Genomic DNA, 16116 nt, shown 5'->3' on the forward strand with positions numbered 1-16116 from the left:
CAAATGTAATTATTTTTATTTCAATTCCTTTTTCAAAAATTGTGCTGTGTAGCTTTTTTTGTTTTTTACAATTTCCTCAGGAGTTCCTTTAGCGACTAGAGTTCCTCCGCCTTTTCCGCCTTCAGGACCAATATCTATAATATAGTCTGCCAATTTTATAACATCCATATTGTGTTCGATAATCAAAATGGTATTTCCTTTATCAACGAGTTTGTTAATTACATCCATCAATACCCTAATGTCTTCAAAATGCAAACCTGTTGTTGGTTCGTCAAGAATATAGAACGTATTTCCAGTATCTTTTTTAGACAATTCTCCAGCTAGTTTGATTCGCTGTGCTTCACCGCCAGAAAGCGTTGTACTTTGTTGTCCAAGTGTAATGTAGCCTAAACCAACATCCTGAATTGTTTTTACTTTTCGATAAATTTTTGGAATATTTTCAAAGAAAGGAACCGCTTCATCAACCGTCATATTTAAAACGTCAGAAATAGATTTTCCTTTATAGCGAATTTCTAAAGTTTCCCTGTTGAAACGTTTTCCTTGGCAGGTTTCACATTCCACATATACATCTGGTAAAAAATTCATTTCGATAGTACGCACTCCGGAGCCTTCGCAGGTTTCACAGCGTCCGCCTTTTACATTAAAACTAAAACGTCCCGCTTTATAACCACGAATCATACTTTCAGAAGTCATTGTAAAAAGATTTCGTATTTCAGAAAAAACTTCGGTATAAGTCGCAGGATTAGAACGCGGCGTACGCCCAATCGGACTTTGGTCAATATCAATCACTTTGTCGATATGCTCCAAACCTTCAATTTTTTTATACGGTTTCGGAATTTTAACACCATTAAAATAATAGGCATTCAAAATAGGGTAGAGGGTTTCATTAATCAAAGTCGATTTACCGCTGCCCGAAACACCTGTAACGCAAATCATTTTACCCAAAGGCAATTCGATCGAAACATTTTTTAGATTATTTCCAGTCGCTCCAGTAAGTTTTAGGAATTTTCCGTTTCCTTCACGGCGTTTTTCTGGAATTTCTAATTTCATTTTTCCATTCAGATACTGCGCTGTAATTGTATCCGAAGCTAAAGTTTCTTTAGGAGTTCCTATACTGATGATTTCACCACCATATTTCCCTGCTTTTGGACCAATATCAATCACATAATCGGCACGTTCCATAATATCTTTGTCGTGTTCAACCACAAGTATTGAGTTACCGATGTCTCGCAATTGTTCCAAAGAATGAATCAGTTTTTCATTGTCTCTTTGATGTAAACCAATACTTGGCTCATCCAAAATATATAAAACACCCACCAATTGTGATCCAATCTGTGTCGCTAATCGTATGCGCTGTGCTTCACCGCCCGAAAGCGATTTGGAGCTTCGGCTTAAAGCTAAATAGTTTAACCCAACATTCATCAAAAAAGTCAATCGGTCTTTGATTTCTTTAATTACTTCGGTGGCAATTATTTTTTGTTTATCAGATAAATGTTTATCCAAATCAAAAAACCAGGCTGTCAAATCAGAAATGTCCATATCGCACAATTCGGAAATGCTTTTTTCATTTACCCTAAAATAATTTGCTTCTTTTTTCAATCGGGAACCTTCGCAGACAGGACATTTTATTTCGTCCATAAATTCTTTTGCCCAACGCTTAATTGCTGTTGAACCACTTTCGTCGTGCTGATTTTTTATGAAATGGGAAATTCCCTCAAAATCAATTTTGTAATCTCGGGCAACGCCTAAATCTTTAGAATTTATCGTGAATTTTTCTTTTCCGCCATTCAAAATCATTTCCATCGCCTCGGCAGGAATTTTTTCAACGGCATCAGTCAATTTAAAACCGTATTTCTCACCAATGATTTCCAGTTGCTTAAAAATCCAAGAAGATTTGTATTCGCCCAAAGGTGCAAAACCACCAGCTTTAATGGATAATTTAGGATTTGGAATAATTTTATTGATATTGATTTGATTAACGGTTCCCAATCCGTTGCAATGATCACAAGCCCCTTTTGGAGAGTTGAACGAAAATAAATTCGGTTCCGGATTCTGATACGAAATTCCAGTTGAAGGACACATCAAATTCCGGCTGAAATAACGCACTTCATTCGTATCCTGATCGAGAACCATCAATACGTTTTCGCCGTGATGCATGGCAGTGTTGATGCTTTCGGAAAGACGTTTTTCGTTGTCAGGAGTATTTTCAATTACCATACGGTCAACGACAATTTCGATGTCGTGGGTTTTGTAACGATCCAATTTCATTCCAGAAACCAAGTCCAAAATATCTCCGTTGACACGGACTTTTAAGAATCCCTGCTTGGTAATCTGCTGAAAAAGTTCTGCGTAATGCCCTTTTCTGGCTCGAATGACCGGAGCGAGAATATTGATTCTTTTTCCAGTAAAATCCTGAATAATCAAATCCTTGATTTGGTCATCCGAGTATGAAACCATTTTTTCTCCCGTGTTGTAACTGTAAGCATCGGCACCACGGGCATAAAGTAAACGCAGGAAATCGTAAATTTCGGTAATGGTTCCGACAGTCGAACGAGGACTCTTGCTGGTTGTTTTTTGCTCGATGGCGATAACAGGAGAGAGTCCGTCAATTTTATCGACATCAGGGCGTTCCAAACCGCCGAGAAATTGTCTTGCATAAGCCGAAAAGGTCTCAACATATCGGCGCTGTCCTTCGGCATAAATAGTATCGAACGCTAATGAGGATTTCCCTGAGCCCGAAAGCCCGGTAATTACAACCAATTTTTCCCTTGGGATGGAAATATCTATATTTTTTAGATTGTGAACGCGTGCGCCCTGAACTTCAATCGTATTGTCTGTGTCTAGCATAATTTTTGCAAAAAAGCAAAGTTACCATTTTGATTGGTTCTTTTAGTTGTAGAAAGCAAAAGTTTGTGCTAGTCTGCTATAATAAAAAAACGCTAACCTAAGCTAGCGTTTTCTTTTGCGATTTGTAATATAATCTTCAATGGCTTCACGTGTTGTAAGCCAGTTTCGTCCTTCTTTATAAGCGTCTATCTTACCTGTCCGGGCTAATAGACTTATGTATTCCTGACCATATTCCATACCGGGTTCTTGAATAATATTTGAAATTTCCTGATATTCGGTATAATTGTCCGGCATTGCAGTTTTGTAAATATTCAAGGTACGTTCCAGTGCCTGACACATCAATAAAGTGAGTTTTTGATAATTACCTCCATTAGCCTGATTTAAGGCTTCGTAATATTTCTTTCGGTCATTTTTTAAAATAATAGCTGGAGGAAAACCACTTCGCATTAATATTAAATTCATTGCCAATCGAACTGTCCGGCCATTACCATCAAAAAAAGGATGTATCCACACAAATTTATGATGAAAAATAGTTGCCAGCTCAATATCATTCAACTGTAATGGATTGGTATTTATAAAATCAATTAATTCATCCAGTAAATCAGAAACTTTATTTGCATTTGGCGGTGTAAAATTGGCACCAGTTATTCGGACTCCTCCATTACGGATTCGTCCTGCAAAATCATCTTCTATGGATCGTAAAACCAAACCATGCAATGACAATACATCGATACTGCGCAAAGTATAATTATCATTTACAATTGAATATAAATAATCAATAGCCTTATCGTGATTATGTGTTTCAAAATGTTCTCTTAGTGATTTCCCTTTTACAGTTATCCCTTCCTGAATGACCATTTGGGTTTCGCGCAGGCTCATTGTGTTTCCTTCTATGCTGTTTGAGTTGTAGGTCCATTCAATGGAAAGGCTTTCCCTGATTTTATTCAATGCAATATTGGGCAGAGGTCTGCTGGACTGCAGAATTTTTCGTTTTTCGTGCAATCTGTCAAAAGTTGACTGTAGTTCGTCTCGGTATGTTAAATTAATGTCCCACATACCACAAAGATATAATTAATATCGGATAGTTGAAAAAAAATATTTACCCGATATTAAAATTATTCTATCGTCATAGACTTCAACTTGCTTCGGTATACTTCCAGAGCGACAGATTTGGATATAAAACCATAATATTTGTCATCACTTATGACAGGAAGAAAAGCTTTTTTAGAACTCTCAAATTTATCCATTACAATTTCCATACTCTGCGAAGGATGAACAATGGTAACTGGCTGAACCATAATTTCTTTTATTAAAGTATATTTTACTCTGTATGGATTAAAAATGATCTCCCTAATATCATTAAAATGTACAATTCCTAATAGACGTTTTTCATTGGAAACCACTGGGAAAATAACTTGATTTGAATGAGAAATCAAATCAACCAATTTTTCAAGAGTATCTTCTGGCTTAACAGTTAAATAATCGGTCTGAATAATTGAGGCGGTATTTAAAGTTGAAAGAACATTTGAATCTTTGTTACTGGTAAAAGCATGTCCCTTTTTGGCTAGATTTTTCACATCTAAAGAGTGTTTCTCAAATCGTTTTGAAATGGCAAAACTAATAGAGGCTACAATCATAAGCGGAATCATTAAGCCGTAACCGCCAGTAATTTCAGCAATCAAGAAAATTGCGGTTAATGGTGCATGAAATAATCCGCTCAAAATTCCTGCCATACCAACCATCGTAAAATTACCAATGGGCAAATTAGTCAAACTGGTTAGGTTCAATAATTTTGAAAAGAAAAATCCAACATATGAACCCAGAAAAAGGGAAGGAGCAAAATTTCCTCCATTACCGCCACTTCCTAAGGTAATTCCTGTTGCAAAAGCTTTTAACAGTAATGAACATCCAATAAAAGCCAATAAAGCCCAATTATTGTTTCTAAATTCACTAAAAAGAGTATTCTCTAATAATTCGCCCGGATCACTGCCGGCTAAACTGCGAATGCTTTCATAACCTTCTCCAAATAGTGTTGGAAAAACAAATATCATAAGTGCTAAAATGGAAGCTCCAATAAGAGCTTTTGTATATAGAGGAAATCTAATATGTCCAAAAAAATGTTCCGTTTTTTGAAAATTTCTGGCGTAAAAAACAGATACAAATCCTGTAGATACTCCCAGTAATACATAATATGGAATATTATGGTAATTAAACGTTTCTCTGCTTGGAAAATTCAGCAAAATAGTCTCATCTAAGGCAATTGCAGAAACCAATGCTCCAGTAGCGGCAGCGATCATTATTGGCGTAAATGCAGAAACGCTGACATCAACAAGCAGCACTTCAACGGCAAACAAAACTCCAGCAATTGGAGCGTTAAAAGCGGCTGCTATACCAGCAGCGACCCCACAGCCAATTAGGAGTGTCCGATCTTTATAATGTAATTTATACCGTTGTGCATAATTAGATCCAAATGCAGCACCGGTAACTACAATAGGGCTTTCAAGACCAGCAGAACCACCCATACCAACAGTTAGGGAGCTGGTCATGATTTGGGCGTACATTTGTTTTTTCGGAATAATACTTGCTTTTTTAGCAACAGCGTATAAGATTTGTGAAGTTCCTTTTTCAATCGTTCCTCCCAAAAAACGTTTAACTACAAAGACCGTAAGCATAATACCAATTACCGGAAGCATTATCTTGATAAGTCCAATTTTAAAAATAGCAGCATGGACAGTTATGTAAGTAGCAAATCTAAAAACCCAGTGAGCAAATGTTTTTAAAATAATTACAGCAATTGCAGAAGATATTCCAACTAAAACGCTTGATAAAAAGATAAATTGTTTTGGAGTTAAAGCCGATTGTGCTAAAGCCAGCAGAAGTTCTATTTTTGAAAAAAACTTTTTAAACATTGTGATTGAACGTTGATTTATAACAAAAATAGGCTTTTTTGATGTAAAAGCTACAAATTATTCCATTAAAGACATGGCGTGTTTTGCAACAATTCCAAAATTATATCCTTGCGCTTGATCATAGCCAGCATAATTCACAGCAATAAGCTGTCCGCATTCATTAAAAACCGGCGAACCACTGGCTCCATGGGTTGAAGTCACATTATACTGCACGCTAACACCATCAGATTCTTTGTTGATCTGACCTTCATAAACCTGCACTTTTATCCCTTTTCGGGTATTAGCTAACTGCATTCCCATCGGATATCCGATCAAAATTGCATTGGTTCCTGGTTTTATACTTGAATCATCCTGTACAGCATTATCCAAATCAACAATATTGGATACAGAATCTGGAAGGTTTTCACTATTAAGCTGTAAAATTGCAACATCAACCTCTTCTTCATCGGCAATTTTCAATACTTTACATTGCAGCCAATCATCTTTTGAGCCATGAAGAGCTACGCTGATTTCAACAGTTTTTGGAACAATTTCGATATCCTCTAGTTTGGTGTAGATAATCTGACTCGTTATAGCTTTTTCTTCTGACTGATTTTCAGATATCAAGTCATTTACTTCAGTAGCAACACTTGATGAGTCAATATTTGCAGCAGGTGCCGAAGCAACTGGAGTTTCTTCAGCTTCTTCATCGGAATAATCACCTTCTTCTTCACCGCTGTAATCATTCCAGTGCAGTTCAAGGTAACTTTTATAATCTTTTTTATCAATAGAGTCAGGTAGAATTGCTGCGATATGATCTTTTAAATCGCTAAAATCATCCTCTTTAGTGTTATCATCATACTTCCAAGGTTCGGCAACATGGTGGTTGGTAACTATTTTGCCATCTTCAGAAACAAAAAATCCTGTTCCGGAAATTGTTTTTTCCTCAAATGAATTGTCATCTACTGTAATCTGGAATGGTTCAGATCCTTTGATGGAAATTTGCAGTGCATAAGTGTGTTTGACAAGTACTACTGCATCTTTATATTTTTCATAAATCTCAGTCTGATTATTGAGACAGACAGCTTCTTTTTTATTGAATTTATTCCAAACCCTTGGTATTATTATTACTCCGAGGACAATTAGAACGCCGGCTATTAATGCAATTTTTTTAGTTCTGGATTTGTTATCTATTTCAAATGAATTTGTTTCATTTTTTCCTTCAGAAGTCTGATTGTCTAGCATTTTTATTGAATTTTTGTAAGCAAATTTAGTAAAACAAACCGTACTAATTATGAAGAGATTTATTTTTAATTTAAAATATTTTTACATAAAAATAAGTCTTTAATAATCAGCTGAATGCAAATAAAATCAGCCGATTTTTTATCATAAATTTTTCAAAGCTTCTCTTTTGCTCAAATTTTTTAGATCCGAAATAGATACAAAATTTTTGACCGCAATGGGATTTGTTTTTGAATATTCACGCAGAGCCCAGCCAATGGATTTTTGGATAAAAAACTCATTTGAAGTTCCATGTTTCTCACAAAGTGTTTTAAGTAAATCAAAATCTGTTTTTCCTTTATAGCTTAGCTGAAAGAGAATCGCACTTCGATTGAGCCACATATTATCTGAGTTTGAAAAACGGGAGATAACATTGCCTCTTTCCAATGGAAATTCCAGCAGATATTCACCCAGAATAAATTTAGCAATAACATCCACACTGTCCCACCAGGAATGAGTAATTATAAGCTTTTCAATAAACTTAATATCTTCCTTTAAATATTTTTTTTTGAGATTTTTTATCAAAATTTCAAGAGCGCAGTAATGCAGTTCACGTTCTTTTTTTGAATATAATGACAATGCTATTTCTCGTGAGTTTTCAGCAGTTTCCTTTTGGTTTTCAAGACAAATCTTTTTAAAAATAAATCTTCTTTCGTTAGTCTTTATACCAAAAAAAGGAAAATTGTTTTTCATATATTTTGACATAGCTTCTGCATTTACAGCATCAGCAGATTCATTAAAAGCTTTTTCTAAAGAGTAAATAAAATTCATAACAAAATTAATTTTTGATGAGCTTCGATTCTTATATCTTCAAAAAAAGCAATGAATTCCGACTCGAAATCACTATAATATTCAGAAAGTTCATTGGAGGAAAATCTCATTTTGGATTCATTTTTAGTTCTGCCATCCATTTGTGTCAAGATTTTACTGATTCCTTCTACGGTTTGGTAGCTCATCAGCCAATTGCGCTCAATCATGTACGGCATAATTCCTCTGGTTCTTTCAGATAAAAACTCATAATTATCATGAAGCGATTGGTAAAAACGGTTTGTGAAATCTGTCAGATTTTCTTTTGAATAATTGCTCCAGTTTTTTGCCAAAAAATGATCATAAAAAACATCTGTAATTACGCCGGCATAGTGATGGTATTTTTCGTGCAGGCGTTTGGTGCTCTTTCTGAAAACAGGATGAGCATCGGTATAAGTATCTATGAAACGGTGCAGCAGAATTCCTTTTTGTATTTCCAGAGGATAAGTTTCAAATTGTTTACCCCTGATGCCGTCTGCCATGAAGTTTCCAATTTTTATCAAATCACTGTCTCCTGATAAATAGATGTGGGCTAAGAAGTTCATTGAAATTTTAGATTTTAGATTAACGATTTCTGATTTAGAAATCAAGTCTGAAGATGTTTTTACGTGTGTTTGTTTGATAAAGATATAAAAAATCACCAATCCTTTTTATTAAAACAATTTGCTGCTCAAGATCCAATTCCTTTTTGCGATTTACTCCTTATAAAGACATAAACTTTTTTATATTTGCCTTAATAAAATAATTCTAATGTTTGATTGTAAAGTAGAAATCTGCAATCTAAAATCGTTAATCTAAAATCATAATTTAAATGACTTTAATAAAATCAATATCAGGAATCCGAGGAACAATAGGGGGTAAAGTAGGAGACAATTTGACTCCTGTTGATGCTGTGAAATTTGCTTCGGCTTATGGAACCTGGCTGAAAAATCATTCTAAAAAAGACAAGCTGACTGTTGTTGTAGGACGTGACGCTCGTATTTCGGGACCTATGATTCACAATTTGGTTATCAATACACTAATTGGTTTAGGAATTAATGTAATCGATTTAGGTTTATCAACAACGCCGACTGTTGAAATTGCCGTGCCATTGGAAAAAGCTGACGGAGGAATCATTTTAACAGCTTCTCATAATCCAAAACAATGGAATGCATTGAAATTATTGAATGAAAAAGGAGAGTTCTTGAGCGGTGCAGCCGGTGAAAAAATTCTTGAGATTGCCGAAGCAGAAGCTTTCGATTTTGCTGATGTAGATAGTTTAGGCCAGATCACTGTAAATGATGCTTATATGGACATTCATATCGATGAAGTCTTGAACTTGCCATTGGTGGATATTGAAGCAGTAAAAGCGGCAAAATTTAAAGTTGTGGTCGATGGCGTAAATTCATCAGGAGGAATTATTATTCCAAGATTATTAGAATTAATGGGTGTTGAAGTAGTAAAATTATACTGTGAACCAAACGGGCATTTTCCTCACAATCCAGAACCTCTGAAAGAGCATTTAACGGATATTTCAGAATTGGTGGTTAAAGAAAAAGCGCATTTGGGAGTTGTTGTTGATCCAGATGTAGATCGTTTAGCTTTTATCAGTGATGATGGTGAAATGTTTGGCGAAGAATATACATTGGTAGCCTGCGCAGATTATGTTTTGAGCAAAACTCCAGGAAATACAGTTTCCAATATGTCATCTTCACGCGCATTGCGTGATGTTACTAACAAACATAATGGCAGCTATGAAGCCAGCGCAGTAGGCGAGGTGAATGTAGTAGAATTGATGAAGAAAAACAATGCAGTCATTGGAGGCGAAGGAAATGGCGGTATTATTTATCCAGAATCTCACTACGGTCGTGACAGCATGGTGGGCGTGGCTTTATTTCTGACTCATTTGGCAAACAAAAAAATCTCAGTTTCTGCCTTGAGAGCTTCGTATCCTGAATATTATATGAGTAAAAACAAAATTGAATTGACACCACAAATTGATGTTGATGCAATTCTTGCTGCAATGACCGAGAAATATAAAAATGAAGATATTACCACTATTGACGGAGTGAAAATTGATTTTGCCGAAAATTGGGTGCATTTAAGAAAATCAAATACAGAACCTATAATACGTATCTATACCGAGGCTTCGAGCCAGAAATTAGCTGATGATTTAGCCTTGCGAATTATCGATGAAATAAAAGCTGTTGCTGGAATATAATCTAAAACCCGACTCCCGTCGGGTTTTTTTATGTATTGTCGGGATGACTGGATTCGAACCAGCGACCCCTAGCACCCCATGCTAGTACGCTGCCAGGCTGCGCTACATCCCGGTTTTGAGTTTGCAAATATATTTTTTTACAGAAAATAAAAAAAGTTTGAGACTTGTTTTTCCACTATTAAAATAAAAGTATAGGTAGACAGCCCCTACAAAAATGATTCATAAAACTACTTTGCTATCATTTGCGGCTGAATTTTAAATTTAAAAATCCATCCTTTTTTTATAATCTATAGATCAAATAGGTTAAATAGATATTTTGTCTAAAAGCCTATTTGTATGGATATTTCTCAAAAAGTTAGAGACTTAAAAGAATAATATTGTAATAATTATCATTTTGTGTGATAAAAATCACAAAAATGTAAAAATGAAATTTCAAATATTGCAAAAAACTATATATTTGAAATCAAATTTAAACCCAATGTCTGTACCCCCAAAAATTACATTATTAGAACAGTATTTTAAACAATTCAGAGACAATATTATCGGAATTGAACAAGAGTTTGAATCTCCTTATGGTAAACAAAAAATTGTATATACTGACTGGACAGCTAGCGGCCGTTTGTATCGCCCCATTGAAGAAAAACTGATGAATGAATTTGGACCATTTGTGGCCAATACCCATACAGAAACGACTGTTTCCGGAACAGCAATGACCAAATCATACCATCATGCCCGAAATATTATTAAGGATCATGTAAATGCCAGTTCTGAAGATGTTTTGATAACTGATGGAACCGGAATGACAGGTGTTGTAAATAAATTTCAGCGGATATTGGGACTGAAAGTGCCAGAAAATCTGACTGAGTATTTCACTATTCCGGCTGAAAAAAAACCGATTGTATTTATTTCGCACATGGAGCATCATTCCAATCAGACTTCATGGCTGGAGACCATTGCTGATGTGGAAGTGATTCCATCGTGTGAAGAAGGCCTTTTCAGTCTTTCGAATCTAACTGCATTATTAGAAAAACACAAAGACAGAGCATATAAAATTGCTTCGATAACTTCCTGTTCCAATGTGACAGGAATTAAAACACCATATCATGAAGCTGCAAAATTGATGCATGAACACAATGGCGTTTGTTTTGTGGATTTTGCCTGTTCCGGTCCTTATGTAAAAATAGACATGCATCCCGAAGATCCAGAATCCTATCTGGATGCTGTTTTCTTTTCCCCGCATAAATTTTTAGGAGGCCCTGGAACTTCAGGAGTTTTGGTTTTCAATAAAAAACTGTATCACAATATGGTGCCAGACTGTCCTGGCGGAGGAACTGTTTCCTGGACAAATCCTTGGGGCGAGCATAAATATCTGGATAATATCGAAGATAGGGAAGATGGCGGAACTCCAGGTTTTCTGCAGGTAATTAAAACAGCTTTGGCAATTCAGCTGAAAGAGCAAATGGGAGTTGAAAATATTCTTAAACGCGAACACGAAATCGTAGAATATGTTTTTGATGCACTGGGAAGTGTTCCAAATATAAAAATACTCGCAGGACAGCATCACGACCGTTTAGGAGTGATTTCATTTTTTATAGAAGATCTGCATTTTAATCAGGGAGTAAAATTATTAAATGATAAATTTGGAATTCAAACCCGCGGTGGCTGCAGCTGTGCGGGTACTTACGGGCATTTCTTGCTGCATGTGGATCAGGAAGCCTCCAATAAACTGGTTGATGAAATTAGTCTGGGAGATTTGATTCGAAAACCAGGGTGGATCAGAATGTCAATACATCCAACTACAGCAACAGAAGAAATTGAATATGTCTGCAACAGTATAAAATTATTAGCTCAAGAGCACAAAAACTGGTCATTAGATTACGAATATGATAAAGTAAATAACGAATTTATTCATGAAAATGCGCAGGCATTAGAAGATATATTAGTCCAGAATTGGTTTTCTTTTTAGCAGCTAAAAATTAATATTTTCTAATAAAAAAAAACTTAATCTAGACAGTCTGTCTAGATTAAGTTTTTTTTTATTTTTAAATTCGAAGTCTTATTTTCTGTATTTCCACCTTTTGTGTGTCCACAAATAATATTCAGGAGCTTCATAAATTTGTTTTTCCAAAAGCTCTAAATATTGGTCGGTAAGGGCAAAATTTGGAATCTCTTTTGGATTATCGGAAAGAAGCTCGAGAGTGGCTTCATAATAACCGCGTTTTATTTTTTTAGTATTTAGATACAGCAAATTCATATTGTATCTTTTGGAAAGCATTTCAGCGCCAACATGCACTGGGACTTCAATTCCCATAAATTTAGACCAATGCAGCGCACCTTTTGCCTTAGGAGATTGATCACTCGCAAAACCATACAAAGACAGAACATTGTTTTTATTGTTATTTATTATTGTTGGTACTGTCTGCTTTGTAGTAATTAATTTGGCATTGAATCTAGAACGAATTTTATGTACTAGTTTATCAAAATATGGATTTTTTATCTGTTTATAAATACCATATCCGGCAAAGCTTGAGTAATAGTTCATCGATATAATCCATTCATAACTAGCATAATGAGAACATATAATAGCGACGCTTTTTCCCTGCTTTTCTAACTCTTTATACATATCAATGTTTTTGAAAACAAATCTCTTACATATTTCTTCTTTAGAAATATTCATTGTTTTTATCATTTCCAGAAACATGTCGCACATATGGTGATAGAATTTTTTCTCGATGACTAAGCGTTCTTCATCTGTTAATTTAGGAAGTGCCAAAGCTAGATTTTCGCGAACCGTTTTTCTGCGGTATCCAATAATTTTATAAACGAAGAAATAAACAATGTCAGAAAATAAATATAGTAATCTAAAAGGAAGCATCGATATACACCAAATTAAGGGATAGGCTAGTAGATATATGAAGTATTGCATGTAGTAAAAGTTTATGCAAATATAAATAAATATTATTTTTCTTTATATTCTTCGGAATTCAGAATTCCTTGTACGAGTCAATCTATATATTAAAACTCTATCTTTTATGCTTCCATCTTTTATGAGTCCATAAATAGTATTCTGGAGTTTCATAAATCTGCTGTTCAACCAATTTGATAAACTGGTCTGTAATTTCATAGTTTGGAACTTCTTTAGAATTTTCAGAAAGAACTTCCATAACAGCTTCGTAATAACCGCGTTTTATTTTTTTTGTTTTAAGAAAAACAACATTCATATCATACTTTTTTGCCAGCATTTCTGCTCCAGTATGTACAGGAACCTCAATTCCCATGAATTTTGTCCAATGATAAGCGCAGCTTTCTTTTGGTGACTGATCACTTGCAAATCCATAAACTGACAAAGTTTTGTTTTTGCAGTTATTTTCGATAGTGGATATTGTTTCTTTTGTCGTTATCAGGTGTGCATTAAACTTAGATCGGATAGAATGAATCAATTTATCAAAATACGGATTTTTTATCTGCTTATAAATGCCAAAACTTTGAAATTCTGTATAATAATTCATAGAAATAACCCATTCATAACTTGCATAATGAGCGCACATTATGGCAATGCTTTTTCCTTTTTTCTCTAAATCGGCATAGATTTCAAAATTTTTAAAAACATATCTCCTGCAGATTTCTTCTTTAGAAATATTCATTGTTTTTATCATTTCCAGAAACATATCACATAAATGATGATAAAATTTCTTTTCAATAATTAACCGTTCTTTATTTGATAAATGAGGTAAAGCCAATGCCAGATTTGTCCGTACAGTTTTTTTTCTGTAACCAATAATACGGTAGAGGATTATATAAACATAATCTGAAAAAAGATACAATAGTGGAAAAGGGAGCATTGAAATACACCATAAAAAAGGGTAAACAATCAGATAAACAAGGTATTTCATTCTTATAGTTTGATCAAATATAGCGTATTAATCTGCGTTTAAATGTTCTTTAAGGTTTATTTAAGCATTTAATAATAACAGGATGTTAATCTTTTGAAAAAAATAAGAAATTACCTTTAATTCATTGCTGACAGTAGTATTTGTAAATTAAATAATAGTTAGCTTTACGGTAAAATTTTAAAAACGTATCTATATTATGAATATCATTTTAATTGCAATTATTGTTGCAAATGTATTAATCAGTTATAAAGGATTTAATGATTTTTCATTTTTTCGAAAATATGAATTTCATGTCGGAAGCATTCGTGCAGGAGAACAAATCAGAATGATTTCATCCGGGTTTCTGCATGCTGATATCGGGCATTTATTATTCAATATGCTGACGCTTTATTTTTTTGCACCAGTTGTTTTTAGTTTTTTGGGAACATTTTCATTTGTTCTAGTCTATTTTGGCAGTTTAATATTCGGCAGTCTGCTGACTATGACATTTCATAAAGATGATTACGGTTATAGAGCAGTAGGGGCTTCGGGTGCGGTTACAGGAGTGCTGTATTCGGCTATTTTACTGCAGCCGGATATGATGTTAGGGCTGTATTTTATAATTCCTATTCCTGCTTATTTATTTGGAATTCTGTATTTATTATATTCCATTTATGGTATGAGAGCCAAAAATGATAATATTGGACATACAGCTCATTTTGGCGGCGCAGTAGGCGGTTATTTGATTACGCTTTTAAGAAATCCTGAATTAATACAGGAACATACTTTAATGACCGTTTTATTAGCAATACCAATTGTTGCTTTATTCGGAATGGCAAAAATGGGTAAATTATAGAATAATGATTTTATAAATTTAAAAAGTATGAAAAATTTAATATGACTATCCGTGACTAATACCAAATCGATAAAATTGGCCACATATTATAAAGATTAACACAGATTTCTAAAAAATGCATATAAAATCTGTGAGAGTCTGTGTAATCAGTGGCAAAAAAAACATTTAGTATGCTTTGCGGACAGTCATGAAAATTAAATATTAATGTGAGTTTTAAATTGTACTGAATTTAAAAATAATTAGAATTCAAAATCCTGTTTCATTATAAAATGAGATGGGATTTTTTTATGAATGAGGTATAAAAAGCATTTTTTTTCAGCTTTTTTACTTTTTTGAAGTGTGCACAATTCTAATCTAACGTGTAAAATTCGATTATTATTTTATAGCCGTATTTTTTGTAATTATTAAAATGGCTCAATTAATTTATTTTTTTCGTAAAAAAACAATTGAATTTTTTGAGTTAATTTTTTAAATTAATCTTTGTCCTATAAAATCGGTAGTATTTAAAATAAATTATCCAAACAAAAATATAAAAGACAAAATTACAAAACTGCTATTTTTTTAATTTATTGATTTTAAATACTATATATGAAACATTGACATTAATAAAGTAAGTGAGAAAACCTCCAGATTGGTACATTTTTTCTAACTAAATCATCTTTTTAGTTTTTAAAATAAAAAATGTTTAATATTGCTTTTGGATCTTCACACCTTTTAGTTAATGTCTGCTTATCATAAATATGCTGATCAAAATTTATTAAATCTTCTTAAGGAAGATGATCAATTGGCGTATACCGAAATTTTTGAAAGATATTCTAAAATCTTAGTCAATCATGCTTACAAAATGCTTGGCAGCAGGGATGAAGCAAATGATGTTGTTCAAGATGTTTTTTTAGCCATTTGGAACAAAAGAAATGAAATAATACTTACTGGTTCTCTTTCTTCTTATTTATACAAAGCAGTAAAAAATAGAATTCTGAATCATATTGCCCATGAAAAAGTAGTTTCACGTTATGCTGATTCGATTTTAAACTTTATTGAAAATGATTATGTTTTGGCAGATTCTAAACTTAGAGAAGAAGAATTAGAAGCTATTATCGAAAAAGAAATCACTCTGCTTCCTGAAAAAATGCGTGAAGTTTTCCTTTTAAGAAAGGTAGAAGAACTTTCATACGAAGAAATTGCAGTTAAATTAAATATTACTGATAAAACTGCTAAACAGCAAGTTTATAATTCGCTTAAAATACTGAGACATAAACTCAAATCTCTATTGGGTGTATTCGTTTGGTAATTAACGCATTGTTACTTTTTTTTTTGTTGTCATATCTGACGAAAATTACTCACATTCCCCTTATTTGCCTAATT

At 33.8% G+C, this 16116-nt stretch carries 12 protein-coding genes and 1 tRNA gene; 4 read left to right on the top strand and 9 right to left on the bottom strand.

Going from position 1 to position 16116, the window contains the following annotated elements:
* Positions 1 to 15: 15 nt before the first annotated feature.
* The 6 genes from uvrA to IRZ80_RS05575 all read right to left on the bottom strand — a co-directional run bounded on the left by uvrA (position 16) and on the right by IRZ80_RS05575 (position 8368).
* Positions 16 to 2847, bottom strand: coding sequence for an excinuclease ABC subunit UvrA (gene uvrA, locus IRZ80_RS05550; protein ID WP_194640571.1), 2832 nt, complete (start codon positions 2845 to 2847; stop codon positions 16 to 18).
* Between the two features lie 102 nt (positions 2848 to 2949).
* A complete protein-coding gene (locus IRZ80_RS05555; protein ID WP_194640572.1) occupies positions 2950 to 3903 on the bottom strand; it encodes a Fic family protein in 954 nt (317 codons plus the stop codon).
* 59 nt (positions 3904 to 3962) lie between these two features.
* Positions 3963 to 5756: a chloride channel protein gene (locus IRZ80_RS05560; protein WP_194640573.1), complete on the bottom strand. Its 1794-nt coding sequence runs from the start codon at positions 5754 to 5756 to the stop codon at positions 3963 to 3965.
* A 57-nt stretch (positions 5757 to 5813) separates the two neighbouring features.
* Positions 5814 to 6980 (bottom strand): serine protease, encoded by a 1167-nt coding sequence (locus tag IRZ80_RS05565; RefSeq protein WP_194640574.1) that lies wholly within the window; start codon positions 6978 to 6980, stop codon positions 5814 to 5816.
* A gap of 141 nt (positions 6981 to 7121) precedes the next feature.
* Positions 7122 to 7787, bottom strand: coding sequence for a DNA alkylation repair protein (locus tag IRZ80_RS05570; RefSeq protein WP_194640575.1), 666 nt, complete (start codon positions 7785 to 7787; stop codon positions 7122 to 7124).
* Positions 7784 to 8368, bottom strand: a complete 585-nt coding sequence (locus IRZ80_RS05575; protein ID WP_194640576.1) for an ACP phosphodiesterase — start codon at positions 8366 to 8368, stop codon at positions 7784 to 7786. Before IRZ80_RS05575 ends, IRZ80_RS05570 begins: the two co-directional genes overlap by 4 nt.
* 266 nt (positions 8369 to 8634) lie before the next feature.
* Here IRZ80_RS05575 and glmM point away from each other — a divergent pair, with 266 nt between their 5' ends.
* Positions 8635 to 10023, top strand: a complete 1389-nt coding sequence (gene glmM, locus IRZ80_RS05580; protein WP_194640577.1) for a phosphoglucosamine mutase — start codon at positions 8635 to 8637, stop codon at positions 10021 to 10023.
* 38 nt (positions 10024 to 10061) lie between these two features.
* Here the strand turns inward: glmM and IRZ80_RS05585 are convergent.
* Positions 10062 to 10135 (bottom strand) — tRNA-Pro (locus IRZ80_RS05585).
* A 366-nt stretch (positions 10136 to 10501) separates the two neighbouring features.
* On the opposite strand from IRZ80_RS05585, the gene IRZ80_RS05590 reads away from it, so the two are divergent.
* Complete coding sequence (locus IRZ80_RS05590; RefSeq protein WP_194640709.1) at positions 10502 to 11989, top strand: aminotransferase class V-fold PLP-dependent enzyme; 1488 nt, start codon at positions 10502 to 10504, stop codon at positions 11987 to 11989.
* A 90-nt stretch (positions 11990 to 12079) separates the two neighbouring features.
* Here the strand turns inward: IRZ80_RS05590 and IRZ80_RS05595 are convergent, their stop codons facing one another.
* Positions 12080 to 12949: a lysophospholipid acyltransferase family protein gene (locus IRZ80_RS05595; protein WP_194640578.1), complete on the bottom strand. Its 870-nt coding sequence runs from the start codon at positions 12947 to 12949 to the stop codon at positions 12080 to 12082.
* Between the two features lie 97 nt (positions 12950 to 13046).
* The gene (locus IRZ80_RS05600; protein WP_194640579.1) at positions 13047 to 13916 is read right to left on the bottom strand and encodes a lysophospholipid acyltransferase family protein; all 870 of its coding nucleotides are present in this window, start codon (positions 13914 to 13916) and stop codon (positions 13047 to 13049) included.
* Positions 13917 to 14112: 196 nt separating this feature from the next.
* Here IRZ80_RS05600 and IRZ80_RS05605 point away from each other — a divergent pair, with 196 nt between their 5' ends.
* Complete coding sequence (locus IRZ80_RS05605) at positions 14113 to 14751, top strand: rhomboid family intramembrane serine protease (protein ID WP_194640580.1); 639 nt, start codon at positions 14113 to 14115, stop codon at positions 14749 to 14751.
* A gap of 721 nt (positions 14752 to 15472) precedes the next feature.
* Positions 15473 to 16042: an RNA polymerase sigma factor gene (locus tag IRZ80_RS05610; protein WP_194640581.1), complete on the top strand. Its 570-nt coding sequence runs from the start codon at positions 15473 to 15475 to the stop codon at positions 16040 to 16042.
* Positions 16043 to 16116 lie beyond the last annotated feature (74 nt).

Origin of the sequence: Flavobacterium sp. HJJ, from assembly GCF_015351475.1 — a bacterium.
Lineage (GTDB): Bacteria > Bacteroidota > Bacteroidia > Flavobacteriales > Flavobacteriaceae > Flavobacterium > Flavobacterium marginilacus.